This window comes from Stenotrophomonas sp. YJH_SMC_127 (genome assembly GCF_059372445.1).
This window is the reverse complement of the sequence record NZ_JCAFVO010000001.1, coordinates 84,554-104,016: the sequence shown is the minus strand read 5'-3', so window position 1 is coordinate 104,016 and position 19,463 is coordinate 84,554. Positions and strand designations below refer to the sequence as shown.

Genomic DNA, 19,463 nt, shown 5'->3' with positions numbered 1-19,463 from the left:
ACCAGAACCCCTCCGCGCAGGCGCGGAGGGGCGGGAGGTGTCTTACAGGCCGAACAGCATGCGGCCCGGGTTTTCCAGCTGGTTCTTGATGTCCACCAGGAACTGCACCGAGTCCTTGCCGTCGATGATGCGGTGGTCGTAGGACAGCGCCAGGTACATCATCGGCGCGATCACGACCTGGCCGTTCTGGGCGATCGGACGCTCCTTGATGGCGTGCATGCCCAGGATGGCGCTCTGCGGCGGGTTGATGATCGGGGTCGACAGCAGCGAACCGAAGGTGCCGCCGTTGGTCACGGTGAAGGTGCCGCCCTGCAGTTCTTCCAGGCCCAGCTTGCCGTCACGGGCCTTCTTGGCGTAGTCGGCGATGGTCTTCTCGATGTCGGCGAACGACATGCGCTCGACGTTGCGCAGCACCGGCGTGACCAGGCCCTTCTCGGTCGAGACGGCGATCGAGATGTCCGAGTAGCCGTGATAGATGATGTCGTCGCCGTCGATCGAGGCGTTGACCAGCGGGAAGCGCTGCAGCGCGTTGGCGGCGGCCTTCACGAAGAAGCTCATGAAGCCCAGCTTGATGCCGTGTGCCTTGACGAACTCGTCCTGCAGTTCCTTGCGCGCCGCCGACACCTTGGACAGGTCGACTTCGTTGAAGGTGGTCAGCATCGCGGTGGAGTTCTTCGACTCCATCAGGCGCTCGGCGATGCGCTTGCGGATGCGGGTCATCGGCACGCGCTCTTCCGGGCGTGCGCCACCGGCCTTGCCGGCGCCGCCGTTGCGGGCGAAGTTGACGATGTCTTCCTTGGTGACCGCGCCGCGACGGCCGGTGCCGTCGACATCGGCCGGGTTCACGCCTTCAGTGATGGCGGTGAAGCGGGCGCCCGGCGGCAGCGCATCGGCGGCCGACTTGGCGGCCGGGGCCGGCGCAGCGGCAGCGGCCGGAGCCGGAGCGGCGGCGGCCGGAGCAGCGGCCGGAGCAGCGGCCGGAGCGGCCTCGGCGGTCGGTGCCGGAGCAGCTGCAACGGCGCCTTCCTCGATGATCGCCACGACCTGGCTGGAGGTCACGGTCGAGCCTTCGGCGAACTTGATTTCCTTCAGCACGCCGTCGACCGGCGACGGCACTTCCAGGACGACCTTGTCGGTTTCCAGGTCAAGCAGGTTTTCGTCGCGCTTGACAGCGTCGCCCACCTTCTTGTGCCAGGTGGCGATGGTGCCGTCGGCGACGGATTCGGGCAGTACCGGGGCTTTGACTTCGGTGGCCATTGCGGGAGCTTCCTGGTTTGTCTTCTAAATAGGGGGAGGATTATTCAGCGAACGTGTCGTTGAACGGGTTGACCAGTGCGTCGGCGATCAGCTGCTGCTGCTCGCGGACGTGGTCAGCCATGTGACCGGCAGCCGGCGAGGCCGAACGTGCGCGACCGGCGTAGTGCAGGTTCTGGCCATCGGCCAGGCAGAACTGCAGGTGGTGGCGGATCTGGTACCACGCGCCCTGGTTCTGCGGTTCTTCCTGCGTCCACACCACGTCGGTGGCCTTGCCGTACTTCTTCAGTTCGGCCGCCAGCAGCGCACGCGGGAACGGATACAGCTGCTCCACGCGGATGATCGCCACGTCGTCCTGGCCACGCTTGATCTGGTCCTCCAGCAGGTCGTAATAGACCTTGCCCGAGCACAGCACCACGCGCTTGACCTTTTTGGCGTCTGCGTTGGCGTCGCCGATCAGGTGCTGGAACTCGCCGTTGGCCAGCTCGTCCAGGGTCGACACGGCCAGCTTGTGGCGCAGCAGCGACTTCGGCGACATCACCACCAGCGGCTTGCGGGTGGTCATGTGCAGCTGGCGACGCAGCATGTGGAAGGCCTGGGCCGGGGTCGACGGCACGACCACCAGCATGTTCTCCAGCGCACACAGCTGCAGGAAGCGCTCCAGGCGCGCCGAGCTGTGTTCCGGGCCTTGCCCTTCATAGCCATGCGGCAGCAGCAGGGTCAGGCCGGAAATGCGGCCCCACTTGGCTTCACCGGCGGCGATGAACTGGTCGATCACCACCTGGGCACCGTTGGCGAAGTCGCCGAACTGGCCTTCCCAGATGCACAGCGTGTTCGGATCGGTGGTGGAGAAGCCGTACTCGTAGGCCATCACCGCTTCTTCGCTCAGCAGCGAATCGATGACGGTGGCCTTCTCCGGCGAATCCACCAGCTGCCGCAGCGGCATGTAGTAGTTGTCGGTCTTCTGGTCGTGCAGGATCGCGTGGCGATGCGTGAACGTACCGCGGCCCACGTCCTGGCCGACCAGGCGCAGTGCATGGCCTTCGTCGAGCAGGGTGGCGTAGGCCAGGTTCTCGGCAAAGCCCCAGTCGCCCGGGATCTCGCCGGCGGCCATCTTGCGGCGGTCGTCATAGACCTTGGCCACGCGCGAGTGCAGCTGCACTTCATCGGGAATGGTGTTGATCAGCTTGGCCAGCTCGACCAGCTTGTTCTTCTCGACCTTGGTCGAGACCGGGTCGGACAGCTTGCCTTCCAGCAGCTTCGGCCAATCGACGAACAGCGGGCTGCTCGGCGGGGTCTTCTCGACCTTGGCCAGCTCGGTGGTCACTTCACCGGCGTCCAGCTTCTCGCGGTAGGCATCGACCATCGCCTTGCCGGCGCCGGCGGCGATCACGCCCGCCTTTTCCAGCTGCTCGGCGTACATCTCGCGGGTGGTCGGGTGCTTGCGGATCACCTGGTACATCAGCGGCTGGGTGATCGCCGGTTCGTCGGCCTCGTTGTGGCCCCAGCGGCGGTAGCACATCAGGTCGATGACCACGTCCTTGGCGAACGTCTGGCGGAATTCGAAGGCCAGCTGTGCGGCGAACACCACTGCTTCCGGGTCATCGCCGTTCACGTGCAGCACCGGGGCGGCAATCATCTTCGCCACGTCGGTGGCATAGCGCGTGGAACGCGTATCCAGCGGGTTGGAGGTGGTGAAGCCGACCTGGTTGTTGACCACGATGTGCACGGTGCCGCCGACGGCGAAGCCGCGGGCCTGCGACATCTGGAACAGTTCCATGACCACGCCCTGGCCGGAGAAGGCCGCGTCGCCGTGGATCAGGATCGGCATGACCTGCTTGCGTGCGGTGTCCTTGCGGCGCTCCTGGCGCGAACGCACGGAACCGGCCACGACCGGGTCGGCGATTTCCAGGTGCGACGGGTTGAACGCCAGCGCCAGGTGCACCGGGCCGCCATCGGTGGCGACGTCGGCGGAGAAGCCCATGTGGTACTTCACGTCGCCGGCCGAAGCGTGCTCGTCGTGCTCGAACTTGCCTTCGAACTCGTCGAACAGCTTGCGCGGGTTCTTGCCCAGGGTGTTGACCAGCACGTTCAGGCGGCCACGGTGGGCCATGCCGATCACCACGTCCTTGACGCCATCCTTGCCGGCGTTGCGGATGATGGTGTCCATCATCGGGATCAGCGAATCGCCGCCTTCCAGCGAGAACCGCTTCTGGCCGACGTACTTGGTGTGCAGGTAGCGCTCCAGGCCTTCGGCCGCAGTCAGGCGCTCCAGGGTGCGGCGCTGGGTGTCAGCGTCCAGCTGGTAGTTGCCACCGGCGGCTTCCAGCTTCTTGTAGATCCACTGGCGCTGCTCGACCTCGGAGATGTGCATGAACTCCGCACCGATCGAGCCGGTGTAGGTCGCCTTCAGGCGTGCCAGCAGGTCGCGCAGCTTCATGCGCGGCTGGCCGCCGACGCCGCCAGTGCTGAACTCGCTGTTGAGGTCGGCATCGGACAGGCTGTGGAACGGCAGGCCCAGATCCGGGGTGTTGACCGGTGCGGCCAGGCCCAGCGGATCGAGGCGGGCGTCCAGGTGGCCGCGCGAACGGTAGGCGGTGATCAGACGACCGACATTGCGCTCGCGCTCGTCGCCTGCACCGTTACCGGTACCGGCCTTCAGCGCATCCTTGGCCGCGTCCGCAATGTGGGAGATGACGGCCGAGTGCGGAATGTCACCTGCTTCGCGGCCCTTGAAGCCGTCGAAGTAGGTTTTCCATTTGGGATCGACACTATCCGGGGAGACCAGGTACTGCTCGTACAGGTCCTCGACATAGGAGGCGTTGCCGCCGGCGAGTTGCGAAGATTGCGCAAACTGCTTCAGTTGATTGTCCACGATGGAGGGTGTTGATTCGCTTTGTGGGGTATGGCTTCAGAAGGACCCGGCAGGAAGATGAATAGCCCTGCGCGGGCGCGTTCAAACAGCCAAATTGTACCCCCAACCGGACACGAAGGGGCACCACCACAGGTATCCCGCGTCCGCCGGTGCCGGTTCCAGACAGGTTCGGTCGGCTGTGCCGACTCAGATGCCGAGCGCACGCAGTTCGCTGCAGACGCGCGAACGGTCCCAGACACGCTGCAATTGCTGCTCGAACGGCTGCGAACGTGCTGGCACCGCGATGCCGGCCTCGCCGTCGAGGCGATGGCCGATCAGACGAAAGTAGAAGTCGCCCGCATCGTTGAGCAGGCAGGCCGAGGCCAGCGCGCGGTCGACCGGATCGCTGACCTCGCGGAACTGGATCACGCTGGGCAGGCGCTGGGCCAGCGCCAGCAGCGGCGACCCGGCAGACGCGATCGCGGCGGCGTCGTGCACGATCACCCGCAGCTGCTTGTCGTGGCGGGCGGTGACGAAGCGGCGCAGGGCGGACTGTACCGGGGGCGCATCGAGCAGCCCCGGGTCCAGTTGGCGGCTGTGCAGCCACAGCTGGCGACGGGCGCGGTGGATGATGGCCGTGGTGATCGCCACCGCTTCGGCGCGGCTGTCGATGGCGCTGGCCACGCCCAGCCGGCGGCGCATCTGCTGGTGTCCGATGCCGGCTTCCTCGAACACCTCGCCCTCGGGCAGGAAGCCCTGGCGTGCATAGAAATCGCGCGCGGGCAGCTGGGCGTGCAGGTGAAGTTCGGCCAGGCCGAGCCGGCGCCCGGCCTCGACCAGGGCCGCCAGCAGGGCCTCGCCGACCCCGTTGCTGCGATGGGTGGCCAGCACGGCCATGCGGCCGATGCGGCCGTCCGGAGCCAGCCTGCCGGTGCCGACCGGCTGGTCGTCACTGTCCAGCGCCAGCACATGGGCACTGACCGGGTCCAGCGCATCGCGTTCCAGCTCGGCGGCGATGCCCTGTTCCTGCACGAACACGCGTTGGCGCACGTCGTGGATGGCAACGTGGGCGTCGGCGTGGCTGACCTGCTGGACCCGGATCATGACGATGGCTCAGGCCCGGCCGGTGCTGTCGTCTTCGTCGTCGTACTCGAAGTTGACGATGACCTCGATACCGTCGTCGTGCACGGTCACGGAGTGGACATCGTCGGACACCGCGTCGGCGTCGATCGCCTCGACGCGGTCGCGGCCTTCGACGACCTCGCCGAGCACCACGGCATCCTCGCTGTCTTCCTCGTCTTCGGCCTCGTACACCTCATTCGGGTCGATCAGCTGGAACACACCACCGACCAGCAGCTGCTGGACCACGGCACGGCCCTTGTCGGACAGGCCGCGATAGGCGGCGGCGGCGAGCTGCTCGGCGCCGGCCAGGCGCTGCGCGTCCTTCACCGGCAGCGCGAAGTCCTGGCCGCTGACATACAGGCTGGCGCCACGCTTGGCCCGGCGCCAGGCCAGGCGGGCCCACGGGTGGCGCTGCAGCAGCATGCCCGAGGCCAGGGCCTGGACCACTTCCTCCGGGGCCGGCGCGGCCTGGTGGGCCATCACTTCGCCCGCTGCACGGTAGGTGGTGATGAAACGGCCGAACCAGTCGCCCAGCTTGTCCGGGTCGTTCATGCGGATGGCGTTGAGGGCGGTGATCACCCGCGCCATCGCCACCGTGTCGATTTCGTTCGGGTCGGCCGGCACTTTCAGGTCGGCATCCTGGTAGCGGATGTTCTCATCGGCATCGGCGATCAGGGTGTCCAGATAGTCGCTGATCAGCTCGGCAGAAGACGGCGCACGCATGCCGAACGAGAAGGTCAGGCAGGGGTCTTCGGCGACGCCGTGGTGCGGCACGTTCGGCGGCAGGTACAGCATGTCGCCCGGCGCCAGCACCCAGTCGTGGGTGGGCTTGAACACCTTCAGCAGCTTCAGCTCCACGTCCGGGCGGAAGCCCAGCGGCGGCTGCCTGCCCTTGATCGATTCGCTCGCATCGATCTGCCAGCGGCGGTGGCCGTGGGCCTGCAGCAGGAACACGTCGTACTGGTCGACATGGGCGCCGACCGAGCCGCCGGTGGCGGCGAAGCTGATCATCACGTCATCCATGCGCCAGCGCGGCAGGAAGCTGAAGTGCTCGATCAGGGCGCGCACGTCCGGGTCCCACTTGTCCACGTCCTGCACCAGCAGGGTCCAGTCGTGGTCGGGCAGGGCGGGGAACACGTCTTCCTGGAACGGGCCGGTGCGCACGCGCCAGCCGTCCTGGGCCTTGTCGTGCTCGATCAGGCGCGCCAGCACACCTTCCTCGCAGGCCAGCCCGGCCAGGTCTTCCGGCTGTACCGGGGTCTGGAAATCCGGGAAGGCATTGCGGATCAGCAGCGGGCGCTTCTGCCAGAAGTCGCGCAGGAAGGTGGCCGGCGCCATGCCGAGCGGCTGGCCAGGGCGGGCGGTGACTTCGATCAGGGGGGCGGAGGACTTGCGGGCGGCCATGGGGGAATCCTTGCAGCGGAAAGCGGGAGGGGCGGCGTGGCGAGCCGCCAAGGGTTCCATTGTCCGCCGTTCGTCGGGATTGCGCACGTGCGGTGGTTTGTCGCGGGGTGTCCGGCCAACGGCGGAGCCCCTCGTGGCGGGGTGGTTGGTCGCGCAAAGCGCTGGCTTCATGGGCTGGGCCGGGCGGGGTGGGTTCGCGGGACACGCCGTGAACCCGTCCCTGGGGGCTCGATGGCGCCATCCATGGCGCCAACGGTCCCGCGAACCCACCCCGCCCGGCCCCTGACAGTTTCCTGCGCGGCCCGCCACGGAATGGAAAGAAGAAGATCAAAGGCAACAGCGGGTCGCGCGCTGCGCTTGCTCATCCCAAAACAAAAGAGGGACGCGGCGAAGCCGCGTCCCTCTTTCAAATTCCGTCCCGACAACCCCACGCTCTTCGATCCGTCACCGGAAATCTGTCAGAGGTGGGGCGGGAGGGGCCAGCGGGACCGTTGGCGCCATGGATGGCGCCATCGAGCCCCCATGGATGGGTTCACGGCGTGTCCCGCTGGCCCCTCCCGCCCCGCCCAGCTAGCAGCAATCCAGAGCCGCTCTGGACGTTGATGTTGCTGTCGCCGTTGCCGTTGCCTGCCGCAGGCAGCGCCCGCGGCCGCCGCCGCAAAGGAAACCCCTTAAATCTTCTTCGCCAGCGACTCAGCCAGGCCGGTGTAGCTGCCCGGGGTCATCTCCAGCAGGCGCTGCTTCGCATCCGCCGGCAGCTCCAGCCCCTGCACGAACGCACGCATCGACTCGGCGGTGATGCCCTGGCCGCGGGTCAGCGCCTTCAGCTGCTCGTACGGGTTCGGCAGGCCGTGGCGGCGCATCACCGTCTGCACGGCCTCGGCCAGCACTTCCCAGGCTGCGTCCAGATCGGCGTCCAGGCGCTGCGGGTTCACTTCCAGCTTGCCCAGGCCCTTGGCCAGCGAATCCAGTGCCACCTGGCTGTGGCCGAACGCGGTGCCCAGCGCACGCAGCACGGTGGAATCGGTCAGGTCACGCTGCCAGCGGCTGATCGGCAGCTTCGCGCTGAAGTGCTCGAACAGCGCGTTGGCGATGCCGAAGTTGCCTTCCGCATTCTCGAAATCGATCGGATTGACCTTGTGCGGCATCGTCGACGAGCCGACTTCGCCTTCCTTCAGGCGCTGCTTGAAGTAACCCAGCGAAACGTAGCCCCAGATGTCACGGGCCAGGTCGATCAGGATGATGTTGGCGCGGCGTGCGGCATCGCCGATCTCGGCGATGTTGTCGTGCGGCTCGATCTGCGTGGTGTACGGATTGAACACCAGGCCCAGGCCGGTCACGAAGCGCTCGGCGAAGGCCGGCCAGTCCACGTCCGGGTAGCTGGCGATGTGGGCGTTGTAGTTGCCCACTGCGCCGTTGATCTTGCCGGTCAGTTCGACCGCGGCGACCTGCCTGCGCTGGCGCTCCAGGCGGGCGACCACGTTGGCCAGCTCCTTGCCCAGGGTGGTCGGCGAAGCGGTCTGGCCGTGGGTGCGCGACAGCATCGGCTGGCCGGCCTGGGCGTGGGCCAGGCTGCGCAGGGTGCTGGCGATGCCGTCCAGGGTCGGCAGCAGCACCTCGCGGCGCGCCTGTTCCAGCATCAGGCCGTAGCTGAGGTTGTTGATGTCTTCGCTGGTGCAGGCGAAATGCACGAATTCCAGCGCCGGGGCCAGCTCGGTGTCGTCCTTCAGCTGTTCCTTGATGAAGTACTCCACCGCCTTGACGTCATGGTTGGTGGTGCGCTCGATCTCCTTCACGCGCGCGGCCTGGGCCGGGCTGAAGCTGGTGGCCAGCGTGCGCAGGCGGGCGATGGCAGCGTCGGAGAACGGCGCCAGCTCGACGATGCCCGGCTCAGCGGCCAGGGCCAGCAGCCACTCCACTTCGACCGTGATGCGGGCCTTGATCAGGCCGTACTCGGAGAAGATCGGGCGCAGGGCGTCGACCTTGCCGGCATAGCGGCCATCGAGCGGGGACAGGGCGAGCAGGGCGGAATCGGACATGTCGGCAGGGCTGGGACGAGCGGCGGGGGCCATATTCTACGACGTGCCGGTGAGGTAGTGCCGGGCGCTGGCCGGCGACCACGCCCGGCCACGCCTCCATGGCGTGCCGGCCAGCGGCCGGCACTACTCCCTGCGCGCGCAGAACGGCCCTGCGGATGAAACGTTCTGGCCCGTCCTCGTCATCCCACGCTGCGGGCAAGGGAGTATCGTTGGCGCAGCCGCCAGCCCGGGAAGCGACATCCTGCCAGCCGCCGCTTCCCTTTCCCCAACTGAAGTAGTGCGGAGTAGATGCAATGAGCAAAGCTGCAAGCAAGGGTGCCACCCCGGGATTCCGGATCGAACATGACAGCATGGGCGAGCTGCAGGTGCCTGCCGACGCCCTGTGGGGCGCGCAGACCCAGCGTGCCGTGCAGAATTTCCCAGTGTCGGGCCAGCGCATGCCGCGCGGTTTCATCCGTGCCCTGGGCCTGGTCAAGGGCGCTGCCGCCGGCGTCAACGCCGAGCTGGGCCATCTGCCCAAGAACGTGGCCAAGGCCATCCAGACCGCTGCCGCCGAAGTGGCCGCCGGCACCTGGGACGCGCAGTTCCCGATCGACGTCTACCAGACCGGTTCTGGCACGTCCTCGAACATGAATGCCAACGAGGTCATCGCCACCCTGGCCAACCGTGCCGGCAAGGCGGGCAAGACCGCGGTGCACCCCAATGACCACGTCAACCAGGGGCAGAGCTCCAATGACGTGATCCCGACCGCGTTGCGCGTATCGGCGGTACTGGCGACACATGAGCAGCTGCTGCCGGCGCTGGTGCACCTGCGCAAGACCCTCGACAAGAAGGGCCGCAGCCTGCGCAAGGTGGTCAAGACCGGCCGCACGCACCTGATGGATGCGATGCCGCTGACCTTCGAGCAGGAATTCGGCGCATGGTCGGCACAGCTGGCCTCGGCACAGGAACGCATCGAAGACAGCCTCAAGCGTGTGCGCCGGCTGCCGCTGGGCGGCACCGCCATCGGTACCGGCATCAACGCCGACCCGCGCTTCGGCGCGCAGGTGGCCAAGGCGTTGAAGCAGCAGACCGGGTTCAAGTTCGACAGCGCCGAGAACAAGTTCGAGGGCCTGGCCGCGCAGGATGACGCCGTGGAACTGTCGGGCCAGCTCAATGCACTGGCGGTGGCGCTGATCAAGATCGCCAACGATCTTCGCTGGATGAACGCCGGTCCGCTGGCCGGGCTGGGCGAGATCGAACTGCCGGCGCTGCAGCCGGGCAGCTCGATCATGCCGGGCAAGGTCAACCCGGTGATTCCGGAAGCGACGGTGATGGCCTGCGCGCAGGTGATCGGCCACCACACCGCGATCACCGTGGCCGGGCAGACCGGCAACTTCCAGCTCAATGTCACCCTGCCGCTGATCGCGGTGAACCTGCTGGATGGCATTGGCCTGCTGGCCAATGTGTCGCGCCTGCTGGCCGACAGCGCGATTGCCGGGCTGAAGGTGCGTGAGGATCGCGTTGCCGAAGCATTGGCGCGCAACCCGATCCTGGTCACCGCGCTGAACCCGATCATCGGCTACGAGAAGGCGGCGGCGATTGCCAAGCGTGCCTACAAGGAGCAGCGTCCGGTGCTGGATGTCGCGCTGGAGGACAGCGGCCTGGATGAAGCCGAGCTGCGCCGCCTGCTGGACCCGGCCGCACTGACTGCCGGTGGCATCCACGCGGGGGGCGGTGGCGGCGGCGGTTGATCTGCCGGTCGTAGGGCCGAGCCCATGCTCGGTTGCTTCCTGGACCTGGGCCGAGCATGGGCTCGGTTCTACAAGAGGAAACGCCGCCCAGGGGGCGGCGTTTTTTCAGCGACGGTCGGCGACGATGTTGCCGAAGGTGTCGGTGTAGTCCTTGAACTCGGGGATGCGCTGGACCAGGTCGGCCGGGATCACTTCCATGCCTTCCGGCGGCTGGATCTTCACCGGCTGCATGTTGGGATCGGCCGGGGCGGCGACCAGGGTGTTCTGGCGCAGCACCTGCAGCTTGCCGAACATGGTCTGCAGCATCTGCTTCTGTGCCTCGTCCAGCGGAATCTGGATCTCGTCCACCTTCATCGAACCATCGCCGAGGATGATGATGTTCGGCGCCGGCGGGCGACGCACAGTGACCATGCCTTCGCTGACGGAGATCTTTGGCTTGCCGCGCTCGGCGCGGTGGTTGCGGTAATCCTTGTCACAGCCGACCAGGCCCAGGCAGAGCAGGGCGGCCAGCAGCAGGAACAACTTCTTCATGGCATTCGGTTCGGGGGCCTCCGGGGCCGCCATTGTAAGCCGGCCGGCGCACGACGGCCGGCAGCGGGACGCCGCTGCCGGCCGGGTGCGCTGATCTGTCACAGGCCTAGCGCTGGACCACGGTGTCCTTGCCGCAGTCGTCGACGTCACTCTGGTCCATCGTTGCGTAAGGCTTGAACGCCGGCAGCTCGCGCGCCAGTGCCTGCTGGCTGGCCAGCATCGCCGGCAAGCGGTTGCAGATGCGCTTGGCCTGCACCTCGATCTTCTCGGCCTCGGTGTTGATCCGCTTCTCGATGCCTTCGCTGTCGCCGCTGAAGATGCCCTTCAGTGCCTCTCCGGCAGCGCTGGCGCCGAGCTTGGCGCCGGCCAGGCCGACATCCATCCCGTCCATCGCAATGGCGACGACGTGGCTGCGGTACTCCAGCAACCGCTGGCGCTGGGCTTCGTTGGCAGGTACGTCCTTGCCGTCGATCAGCAGGTGGCCATCCGGCGTGATCTCCGCGCGCGGCTGCTTGTCGGCGGAGATGTTGATGTTGCCCTGGGTGATGTCCTTGCGGGCATCATTCATGGCCTCCTTGACGGTCTGGCCGACGCCGCTGGTGGCCTCGGCGACGCTCTTGCCGACGGTCTTGTCGGGCGCGGAAGAAGTGCCGCCGCAGGCGATCAGCGGCAGGCACAGCAGGGTGGCAGGCAGCACGCGCAGCAGGTTCATGGCAATTCCCTCGAATCGGTCGGGTGGCGGTTACTTGTTGCGGGGCAGGGTGACCGTGCCGCTGACGTTGCGGTGGCCGACATCGCCGCTGCCGCTGTGGTCGACGGTCAGGCTGCCGCGCACGCCATCGACCTGGATGTCGCCCGAGCCGTGGCTGCGCACGTGCACGTTGCCGCCGATCTCGGACAGATCAACATCGCCCGAGCCGATCACGCCGACCTCGATGTTGCCCTGCACGCGCTTGAATCCGATGTCGCCGGAACCGACCGTGTCCAGCCGCGCGTTGCCGCGGACATCGCTGATCTTCAGGTCACCGGAGCCGACGGTGCCGGTGACCGCATCGCCACCGATGTTGCGCGCCTTGACGTCGCCGGAACCCAGCGACAGCAGGTTCAGCGAACTGCCACCATCGATGTCCAGGTCGCCCGAACCCACCGCTGCGTGGATGCTGCCGCGGGTGCCGCGCACAATGGCATCGCCGGAGCCGACGTCCACGCTCAGCGATTGCGCATTGTCCACGCTGGCATCGCCGGAGCCGACCTTGAGCTGCAGGGGCAGGTTGTCGGGCACGCTGCCGCGGATGTCCAGCCAGGCATAGCTGTTGCCAAGGCTGATGCCGCTGTGGCGGCCGTCGCGGCGCAGGCTGACGACCAGCTTGTCGCCTTCCCTGCGCTGGTCCAGTACCAGCTGGTCCAGCCATTCCTGGCTGGAGGCGCAGGCGCGGCCATCGAGCTGGCCACCGCCCTTGCTGGCGACGACCTTCAGGTCATGCTGGTTCACCTCCAGCACCACCGCCTTGGCGCCGGACACATCCAGCTTCAGCGTGCGGGCGGCGGTGAACTTGCAGTTCGGAGCATCGGCGGCAAGCGCCGACAGCGGCAACAGCAACAACGCAGAACAGGCGAGCAGGGAACGCATGGGTGGTGCCTCCGGGTGGATGGGATCAGATCTCGCCGGCGCGCTTGCGCAGGCGGATGGCAAGGACGATGAACACGGCACCGACGATGGCACCGATCCACAGTTCCGGCATCGCCAGCGACTTCAGCTGCGAGGCCGGCGACATCAGGCTGACCACCGATTCGAGATCGCGGCGCGAGCCTTCGTCTGCGCTGAGGCGATATACCAGGTCCGTGCCCGGTACGCCGCCCAGCAGCAGTCGGCCAACGATGTTCTGCCAGAACCAGCCGGTGGTCAGGCCGATCAGCGGCATCACCTTGGTGGTGCTGACAATGACGCCGGCGAACAGCGGCAGCATCACTGCCCACAGGAACGGCTTGGTACGGGCCCAGGCCGAGCACAGCAGCAGCCAGCCGGCGGTGGGCAGGGCCCACAGGGCGTAGACCGGGATCCAGGCCAGGTGACCGGCAGCCAGGGTCAGTGGGCTGGCCGGGCCCCAGATCAGGGTCATCGGGCTGCCGCCATGCATCAGCGCGACGATGCTGATCACCAGCATGAAGCCGAACATGGTGATGATGCCGGCGATCACCGCGATCAGCGGGGCCACGATCAGCGCGCTGATCACCTTGGACAGCACGGTCTGGGTATCCGACAGCGGCAGTGACTTCCAGAACAGGATGCTGCGGTCGCGGCGGTCGTCGTACAGGGCGCCCAGGCAGTAGAAGAACACCACGAAGGCCAGGACCAGGAACGGCCAGGCCGAGCTGAGCACCAGGGTCAGATCGAGGCCGTTGCCGAGGTCGGCCAGGTCCTTGGTGCTGATGTCGCGGGTCAGCAGGGCCAGGTCCAGACCGTTGATGTTCACGTCTTCGCCATCGATGTGCAGGCCGCCATCACGCGCGGCCCGGTGCAGGGCGAACAGGCCGAAGGCGATGCCGACGGTGCTCATCACCAGCGAGATCAGGCCGGCGATCAGCGGCGCATACAGGAAACCGCCACGGTTCTCCCAGTACTCGCGCTTGAGCAGCCAGCGCAGGGTGCCCATCGGGCTGACGGGGTGGTTGACGGCAGTCATGCGTAGGTCCCCTTCATGATGGCGACGAACAGATCGGCCAGGCCCGGGCTGCGGGTCTCGCCAAGGGTGGAGAGCTGGGTGCGCGGCACACCGTCGAACAGCATTACGGTCTTGCCGAACGTCAGGCTGCGCTCGTCGATCGGCTTCAGCGCACGCGCGGTCTCCAGCTGGTCGGCGTTGACCAGAAGCTCGGTGTAGCGCTGGCCGACATCGTCCATTTCTGCATCGAGCACGATGCGACCATCACGGATGAACATGACGTCGCTGAGGATGTGCTCGATCTCCTCCACCTGGTGGGTGGTGACGATGATGGTCTTCTGTTCGTCGAAATAATCTTCCAGCAGGCGCTGGTAGAACTCCTTGCGGTACAGGATGTCCAGGCCCAGGGTGGGCTCGTCCAGCACCAGGATGCGCGCATCGATGGCCATCACCAGCGCCAGGTGCAGCTGCACGATCATGCCCTTGGACAGTTCGCGCACGCGCTGCTTCGGCTGCAGCTTGGTGTTGGCCAGGAAACGCTCGCAGCGGGCACGGTCGAAGCGCGGATGGACACCGGCGACGAAATCGATCGCTTCACGGACCTTCAGCCAGCGCGGCAGCACGGCGACGTCGGCAATGAAGCAGATGTCGTTCATCAGCGCGTCGCGGTGCTGCCGCGGGTCGCGGCCGAGCACGCTCAACTCACCTTCCACCGAGGTCAGGCCGAGGATGGCCTTCAGCGCGGTGGTCTTGCCGGCGCCGTTGGGCCCGATCAGGCCGACGATGCGCCCGCTCGGAATGCTGAAGCTGGCATTGTCGAGGGCCACGGTGGTCTTGTAGGCCTTGCGCAGGCCTCGGGCGGTGATGACCGGTTCACTTGCAGTGCTATTCATCAGACTTTCCCCTGGGGCAGCAATTCGTCGAGGCTCAGGCCCAGGCGCTGGATGCGCTCCAGCACCGCCGGCCATTCTTCATTGAGAAAGCGCTCGCGCTCGCTGCTGCGCAGCTGCGTGGCCGCCTGCTCGGTCATGAACATGCCCAGGCCGCGGCGCTTCTCGACCAGGCCTTCATCGGCCAGTTCCTGGTAAGCGCGCGAAACGGTGATGGGGTTGAGCTGGTAGTCGGCGGCCACCTGGCGCACCGAAGGCAGGGCATCGCCCGGCTTGAGGATTCCGTCGAGCATCATGGCGATCACGCGCTCCTTCAACTGACGGTAGATGGGAGCGCCGTCGCTCCACTGGATGTCGCTCATATTCAGCTCCGTGGGGTCAGCGGCTGTGCGAACGAGAAATACGGCATGGACAGGGAGCTGTGCAGCCGACGCGGGGGAGGGGGGGAGGAATCGGCGTTCCCGGCCGGCGAAACGGATGCATCCTGCGCACTGTCGGCGGAGGCGGGGGCGGTTGGCATGGCCAGCCAGGCCAGCACGATCAGGGTCGAAACGGCAGCGGCCGCGGGTGCGGTGAGGTTGCGACGGATCCGGGCGTTCATGGCTCCCCCTGTCTCAGGTGACTGGTGTTGTATGCAACTATAACACCGGCACGCCTACGTGCAACCCCTTGCCGTGCCCAACTGATGGCAGGGGTGGTCAAGCCGCTGAAATATCCCCTTATCCCCTTGATTGAAAAGGGAAATGGAATTGTCGCGCGGGGCGATCACGTCCTGCCTTCCATTCAGCGTTGTCCATGCTATGTCATCCCTGCGCCGTTGAGGGTGGGTCCTCCCGGGAAAGGCCACGCCACGCAAAGCCGCCGGCACCCGCCGCAACAAGGGGCAACGGAGCCCGGTGCTATAGTTCGGCCGATTCCCGGCCGCTATCGGCCGGCCCTGTGAATGGCTACCGCGGACTGCTCTCGATGCCCCTGCCGACCGTTGTCCCGCGCCGACTGCGCGGCCTGTCCCTGTTGACCCTGCTGGTGGCCGGCCTGGCCGGTTCCGCCCATGTGCTGGCGGCCGATCTGCTGGACCTGGACTATCGCCCGCTGGCCAGCAAGCAGCAGGTCAACCTGCAGCAGCGCTACCACGGGCAGGTGCTGCTGGTGGTCAATACCGCAAGCAAGTGCGGCTATACCCCCCAGTACGAAGGCCTGGAGGCGCTGCAGAAGCGTTATGCCGGCCGCGGCTTTGCCGTGCTGGGTTTCCCGTCCAACGATTTCAAGGGCCAGGAACCGGGTGACGAGAAGCAGATCCAGGATTTCTGCACGCTTACCTATGGCGTCAAGTTCCCGATGTTCGAGAAGGTGCACGTCGTCGGTGCGGAGGCCACGCCGCTGTATCAGCGGTTGACCGCAGCCACCGGCGTGGCGCCGGGCTGGAACTTCCACAAATATCTGGTCGGCCGCGATGGCAAGGTCATCGCCCAGTTCGCCAGCAAGGTGACGCCGGACGATCCACAGCTGACCGCCGCCATCGACAAGGCGCTGGCCGTCGCTCCTAAGCATTGATATCCGGCACGGATGCCTCGACATCGACGGCATGCGTGCGACAATGCTTCTTTTCGCGCCGACGTCGGCGCCCAGACACTTCCAGGAATGCAGCGAATGAAGATGGGAATGCGCGGCGCCGCGGCGTCGGTTCTGATTCTGGCGATGGGCACTTCGGGTGTCGCTCTGTCGCAACAACCGGCTGCCCCCGCAGCCGCCAAGGAGACCGCAACCTTGAATTCCCCCAAGCAGAAGCTGGGCTACGCCATCGGCCTGGACGTCGCCAAGTCGTTCACCCCGATCGCCGATGAGATCGATGTGGCCGCGCTGCGCACCGCCGTGGAACGTTCGTTCGAAGGCCTGCAGCCGCAGATTACCCAGGAACAGGCCAAGGCCACCGATGCCGCGCTGCGCCAGGTCGTGATGGCCCGCAGTGGGCAGCAGGTGCCGGGCATGGCGCCGGGTTCGCAGCCGCCGAAGGTCGACCGCGTCAAGGTGTCGCAGATGATCGGTTCCTACTCGGTCGGCCCGTCGCTGGCACAGCTGAAGGACGACATCGACGTCGCCTCGCTGTTTGACGCGATCAGCACCGGCCTGAGCAAGGGTCAGCCGAAGATGACGGAAGCTGACGCGACCGCCACCATCCAGGCGTTCATGGGCAGCAAGCAGGCCGAAATGCAGGCCAAGGCCGCCGCTGCCGCGCAGACCAACCGCGAGGAAGGCAATGCGTTCCTGGCCAAGAACAAGACCCAGCCGGGCGTGGTAACCACCCCGTCGGGCCTGCAGTACCAGGTCATCCGCCCGGGCAGCGGCGAGCGTCCGCTGCCGAGCAGCAAGGTGCGCGTGAACTACGAAGGCAAGCTGCTCAACGGCACCGTGTTCGACAGCTCCTATGGTCGTCAGCCGGCCGAGTTCGGCCTGGACCAGGTGATCAAGGGCTGGACCGAAGGCGTCGCGCTGATGCCGGTCGGTTCGAAGTACCGCTTCTGGATCCCGGGCGAGCTCGCCTACGGTGAGAACGGCACCCCGGGTGGCCCGATCGGCCCGAACGCGACTCTGACGTTCGACGTCGAGCTGCTGGGCGTCCTGCCGTAAGCGACCACGGAGCCAGCACGGACATGCGCGTTGCGATTTTCGGTACCGGTTACGTAGGGCTGGTGACCGGTACCTGCCTGGCCGATGTCGGCCACCAGGTGGTCTGCGTCGATATCGACCAGGCCAAGGTCGATGGCCTCAACCAGGGCATCATCCCGATCTATGAGCCGGGCCTGGAACCGATGGTGAAGGCCAATCACGCCGCGTCGCGGCTGACGTTCACCACCGATGCCGCAGCCGCGATCGGCCACGGCCAGGTCGTGTTCATCGCTGTCGGCACGCCGCCGGACGAGGATGGCAGCGCTGATCTGCAGTACGTGCTGGCCGTGGCCCGCACCATCGGCCAGCACATGAGCGTGCCGACCGTGGTGGTCAACAAGTCGACGGTGCCGGTGGGCACCGCCGACAAGGTCCGTGCCGCCATTGCCGCAGAGCTGGCGGCACGTGGCGCCGACATCGCCTTCGACGTGGTGTCCAACCCGGAATTCCTGAAGGAAGGCGACGCCGTTGCCGACTGCATGCGTCCGGATCGCATCATCATCGGTGCGACCAGCGCCGAGTCGGTGGCGGTGATGCGGCGCCTGTATGCACCGTTCAACCGCAACCACGACCGCGTGGTGGAAATGGACGTGCGCTCGGCCGAGCTGACCAAGTACGCCGCCAACGCGATGCTGGCGACCAAGATCTCGTTCATGAACGAAATCGCCAACATCGCCGAACGTGTCGGCGCCGATGTGGAGCAGGTCCGCCAGGGCATCGGCTCGGATCCGCGCATCGGCTGGCATTTCATCTACCCGGGCGCCGGCTATGGTGGCTCATGCTTCCCCAAGGATGTGCAGGCGCTGGCCCGCACCGCGCAGCAGGCCGGCCTGGAGCCTAAACTGCTGAACGCCGTGGAAGCGGTCAACGATGCGCAGAAGGGCCATCTGTTCGCCCTGGTCCAGCGCCATTACGACAAGGGCGAGGATGAAGGCGTGCGTGGCAAGACCTTTGCCGTGTGGGGCCTGGCATTCAAGCCAAACACCGACGACATGCGCGAAGCCTCCAGCCGACGCCTGCTGGCGCAACTGTGGGAAGGCGGTGCGACGGTGCGTGCCTACGATCCGGAAGCGATGCATGAGGCGCAGCGCATCTTCGGTGAACGCGATGACCTGGTGTTCTGCAGCAATGCCAACGAGGCGCTGCAGGGCGCCGATGCACTGGTCGTGGTGACCGAGTGGAAGCAGTTCCGCAGCCCCGATTTCCAGACGCTGCGCGAGCAGTTGAAGGACGCGGTGGTGTTCGACGGCCGCAACCTGTACGAGCCGGCGGACGTGGAAGCAGCGGGCCTGGCGTATTACGGCATTGGCCGGGGGCGCTCGCTGCATGTCTGATCTGCTGCCAACCGAACGCGAGCAGGCGCTGGAAGCGCGCCTGGTCGAACTGGAAATGCGCGTGTCCTTCCAGGAACAGGCGCTGGCCGAACTGAGCGATGCGCTGGCCGATGCCCGCATGCAGGGCATGCGCAACGCCGACGTGCTGCGTGTGCTGCTGGAAGATCTGGGCAAGGTCCGCAACGCGCTGAATTCTTCCGATCCGGCGAGCGAACCGCCGCCGCCGCACTACTGATCCGAATCCTATGAGCGATACCCTCCGCGACCAGCTGATGGGCCTGGGCTTCAAGCCTGCGCCCAAGCCAGAGCGCAAGAATGATGGCCCCCGCCGTGACGGCCGCCCGCAGGGCAAGGGTGGCAACGGCAATGGAAAGCCGCAGGGCGCTGGCAAGGGCGAGCACAAGCCCGGCCAGCGTCGTGGTCCTGGCCATGGCGGCCCGGGCAAGCCCGGCCAGTCGCGTGGCCCGGGCCAGCAGGGCCCGCGCAAGCCGCGCAGCGCAGAAGAGATGGACCTGGCCAAGGCCTACGCCATCCGCGCGCAGAAGGAAAAGGAAGAGCGCATCGAAACCGAGCGCCTGAAGCAGGAAGAGGCGCGTGTGCGCCGCGAGGCCAAGGCCAAGCTGGAAGAACTGCTGAAGGACAAGGGCCTGAATGCCGAAGCGGCGGACATTGCCCGCCACTTCCCCTACGGCGGCAAGATCAAGCGCATCTATGTAACCGCCGAACAGCTGACCGCGCTCAACGCCGGTGAGCTGGGTGTGGTCCAGCTCAATGGCCGCTACCTGCTGGTGACCGCCGAGGTGCTGGCGCAGTGCGAGGCGGTGTTCGCCGCATCGGTGGCGCTGAAGGTCGATCCGAATGCGCCGGCCGAGGAAGATCCGTACGCGGACCCGCAGTACCAGGTGCCGGACGACCTGGTCTGGTAAACGCGTGACCGCCGCGGGCGCGCTGCCGTCGCGGCCGTGGGGGAAG

The 19,463-nt window shown here is 66.7% G+C and carries 17 protein-coding genes; 6 read left to right on the top strand and 11 right to left on the bottom strand.

Going from position 1 to position 19,463, the window contains the following annotated elements; translation table 11 throughout:
- Positions 1 to 42: 42 nt before the first annotated feature.
- The 5 genes from sucB to purB all read right to left on the bottom strand — a co-directional run bounded on the left by sucB (position 43) and on the right by purB (position 8,673).
- Positions 43 to 1,257 carry a dihydrolipoyllysine-residue succinyltransferase gene (gene sucB, locus AC5QAB_RS00445; RefSeq protein WP_164109493.1) on the bottom strand — a complete coding sequence of 405 codons (1,215 nt, stop codon included), beginning with the start codon at positions 1,255 to 1,257 and terminating at the stop codon, positions 43 to 45.
- A 40-nt stretch (positions 1,258 to 1,297) separates the two neighbouring features.
- On the bottom strand, positions 1,298 to 4,129 hold the full coding sequence (locus AC5QAB_RS00440) for a 2-oxoglutarate dehydrogenase E1 component (RefSeq protein WP_014647701.1): 2,832 nt from the start codon (positions 4,127 to 4,129) through the stop codon (positions 1,298 to 1,300).
- Between the two features lie 186 nt (positions 4,130 to 4,315).
- Positions 4,316 to 5,212, bottom strand: a complete 897-nt coding sequence (locus tag AC5QAB_RS00435; protein WP_495233098.1) for a GNAT family N-acetyltransferase — start codon at positions 5,210 to 5,212, stop codon at positions 4,316 to 4,318.
- 9 nt (positions 5,213 to 5,221) lie between these two features.
- Entirely contained in the window at positions 5,222 to 6,634 is a 1,413-nt protein-coding gene (locus AC5QAB_RS00430) for a JmjC domain-containing protein (RefSeq protein WP_495233097.1), read from the bottom strand.
- Positions 6,635 to 7,305: 671 nt separating this feature from the next.
- Complete coding sequence (gene purB, locus AC5QAB_RS00425; RefSeq protein WP_495233096.1) at positions 7,306 to 8,673, bottom strand: adenylosuccinate lyase; 1,368 nt, start codon at positions 8,671 to 8,673, stop codon at positions 7,306 to 7,308.
- Positions 8,674 to 8,966: 293 nt separating this feature from the next.
- Between purB and AC5QAB_RS00420 the strand changes: the two genes are divergently transcribed.
- The gene (locus AC5QAB_RS00420) at positions 8,967 to 10,406 is read left to right on the top strand and encodes an aspartate ammonia-lyase (protein WP_197561550.1); all 1,440 of its coding nucleotides are present in this window, start codon (positions 8,967 to 8,969) and stop codon (positions 10,404 to 10,406) included.
- Between the two features lie 105 nt (positions 10,407 to 10,511).
- Here AC5QAB_RS00420 and AC5QAB_RS00415 read toward each other — a convergent pair whose 3' ends face one another.
- The 6 genes from AC5QAB_RS00415 to AC5QAB_RS00390 all read right to left on the bottom strand — a co-directional run bounded on the left by AC5QAB_RS00415 (position 10,512) and on the right by AC5QAB_RS00390 (position 14,852).
- Entirely contained in the window at positions 10,512 to 10,937 is a 426-nt protein-coding gene (locus AC5QAB_RS00415; RefSeq protein WP_014647695.1) for a hypothetical protein, read from the bottom strand.
- Positions 10,938 to 11,043: 106 nt separating this feature from the next.
- Positions 11,044 to 11,649, bottom strand: coding sequence for a hypothetical protein (locus AC5QAB_RS00410; RefSeq protein ID WP_197561551.1), 606 nt, complete (start codon positions 11,647 to 11,649; stop codon positions 11,044 to 11,046).
- A 30-nt stretch (positions 11,650 to 11,679) separates the two neighbouring features.
- The gene (locus AC5QAB_RS00405) at positions 11,680 to 12,567 is read right to left on the bottom strand and encodes a DUF4097 family beta strand repeat-containing protein (RefSeq protein ID WP_197561552.1); all 888 of its coding nucleotides are present in this window, start codon (positions 12,565 to 12,567) and stop codon (positions 11,680 to 11,682) included.
- A 25-nt stretch (positions 12,568 to 12,592) separates the two neighbouring features.
- Positions 12,593 to 13,621, bottom strand: a complete 1,029-nt coding sequence (locus tag AC5QAB_RS00400; RefSeq protein WP_197561553.1) for an ABC-2 transporter permease — start codon at positions 13,619 to 13,621, stop codon at positions 12,593 to 12,595.
- A complete protein-coding gene (locus tag AC5QAB_RS00395) occupies positions 13,618 to 14,493 on the bottom strand; it encodes an ABC transporter ATP-binding protein (protein WP_014647691.1) in 876 nt (291 codons plus the stop codon). Before AC5QAB_RS00395 ends, AC5QAB_RS00400 begins: the two co-directional genes overlap by 4 nt.
- Positions 14,493 to 14,852 (bottom strand): GntR family transcriptional regulator, encoded by a 360-nt coding sequence (locus AC5QAB_RS00390; protein WP_005410261.1) that lies wholly within the window; start codon positions 14,850 to 14,852, stop codon positions 14,493 to 14,495. Before AC5QAB_RS00390 ends, AC5QAB_RS00395 begins: the two co-directional genes overlap by 1 nt.
- 604 nt (positions 14,853 to 15,456) lie before the next feature.
- Here AC5QAB_RS00390 and AC5QAB_RS00385 point away from each other — a divergent pair.
- From AC5QAB_RS00385 to AC5QAB_RS00365, 5 genes are all read left to right on the top strand, one after another.
- On the top strand, positions 15,457 to 16,044 hold the full coding sequence (locus AC5QAB_RS00385; protein WP_100450317.1) for a glutathione peroxidase: 588 nt from the start codon (positions 15,457 to 15,459) through the stop codon (positions 16,042 to 16,044).
- A gap of 96 nt (positions 16,045 to 16,140) precedes the next feature.
- Complete coding sequence (locus AC5QAB_RS00380) at positions 16,141 to 17,118, top strand: FKBP-type peptidyl-prolyl cis-trans isomerase (protein ID WP_032962085.1); 978 nt, start codon at positions 16,141 to 16,143, stop codon at positions 17,116 to 17,118.
- A 23-nt stretch (positions 17,119 to 17,141) separates the two neighbouring features.
- Complete coding sequence (locus tag AC5QAB_RS00375) at positions 17,142 to 18,491, top strand: UDP-glucose dehydrogenase family protein (protein WP_032962083.1); 1,350 nt, start codon at positions 17,142 to 17,144, stop codon at positions 18,489 to 18,491.
- Complete coding sequence (locus tag AC5QAB_RS00370; protein WP_005410256.1) at positions 18,484 to 18,726, top strand: SlyX family protein; 243 nt, start codon at positions 18,484 to 18,486, stop codon at positions 18,724 to 18,726. Before AC5QAB_RS00375 ends, AC5QAB_RS00370 begins: the two co-directional genes overlap by 8 nt.
- Positions 18,727 to 18,736: 10 nt before the next feature.
- On the top strand, positions 18,737 to 19,417 hold the full coding sequence (locus tag AC5QAB_RS00365; RefSeq protein WP_049408561.1) for a DUF2058 domain-containing protein: 681 nt from the start codon (positions 18,737 to 18,739) through the stop codon (positions 19,415 to 19,417).
- Positions 19,418 to 19,463 lie beyond the last annotated feature (46 nt).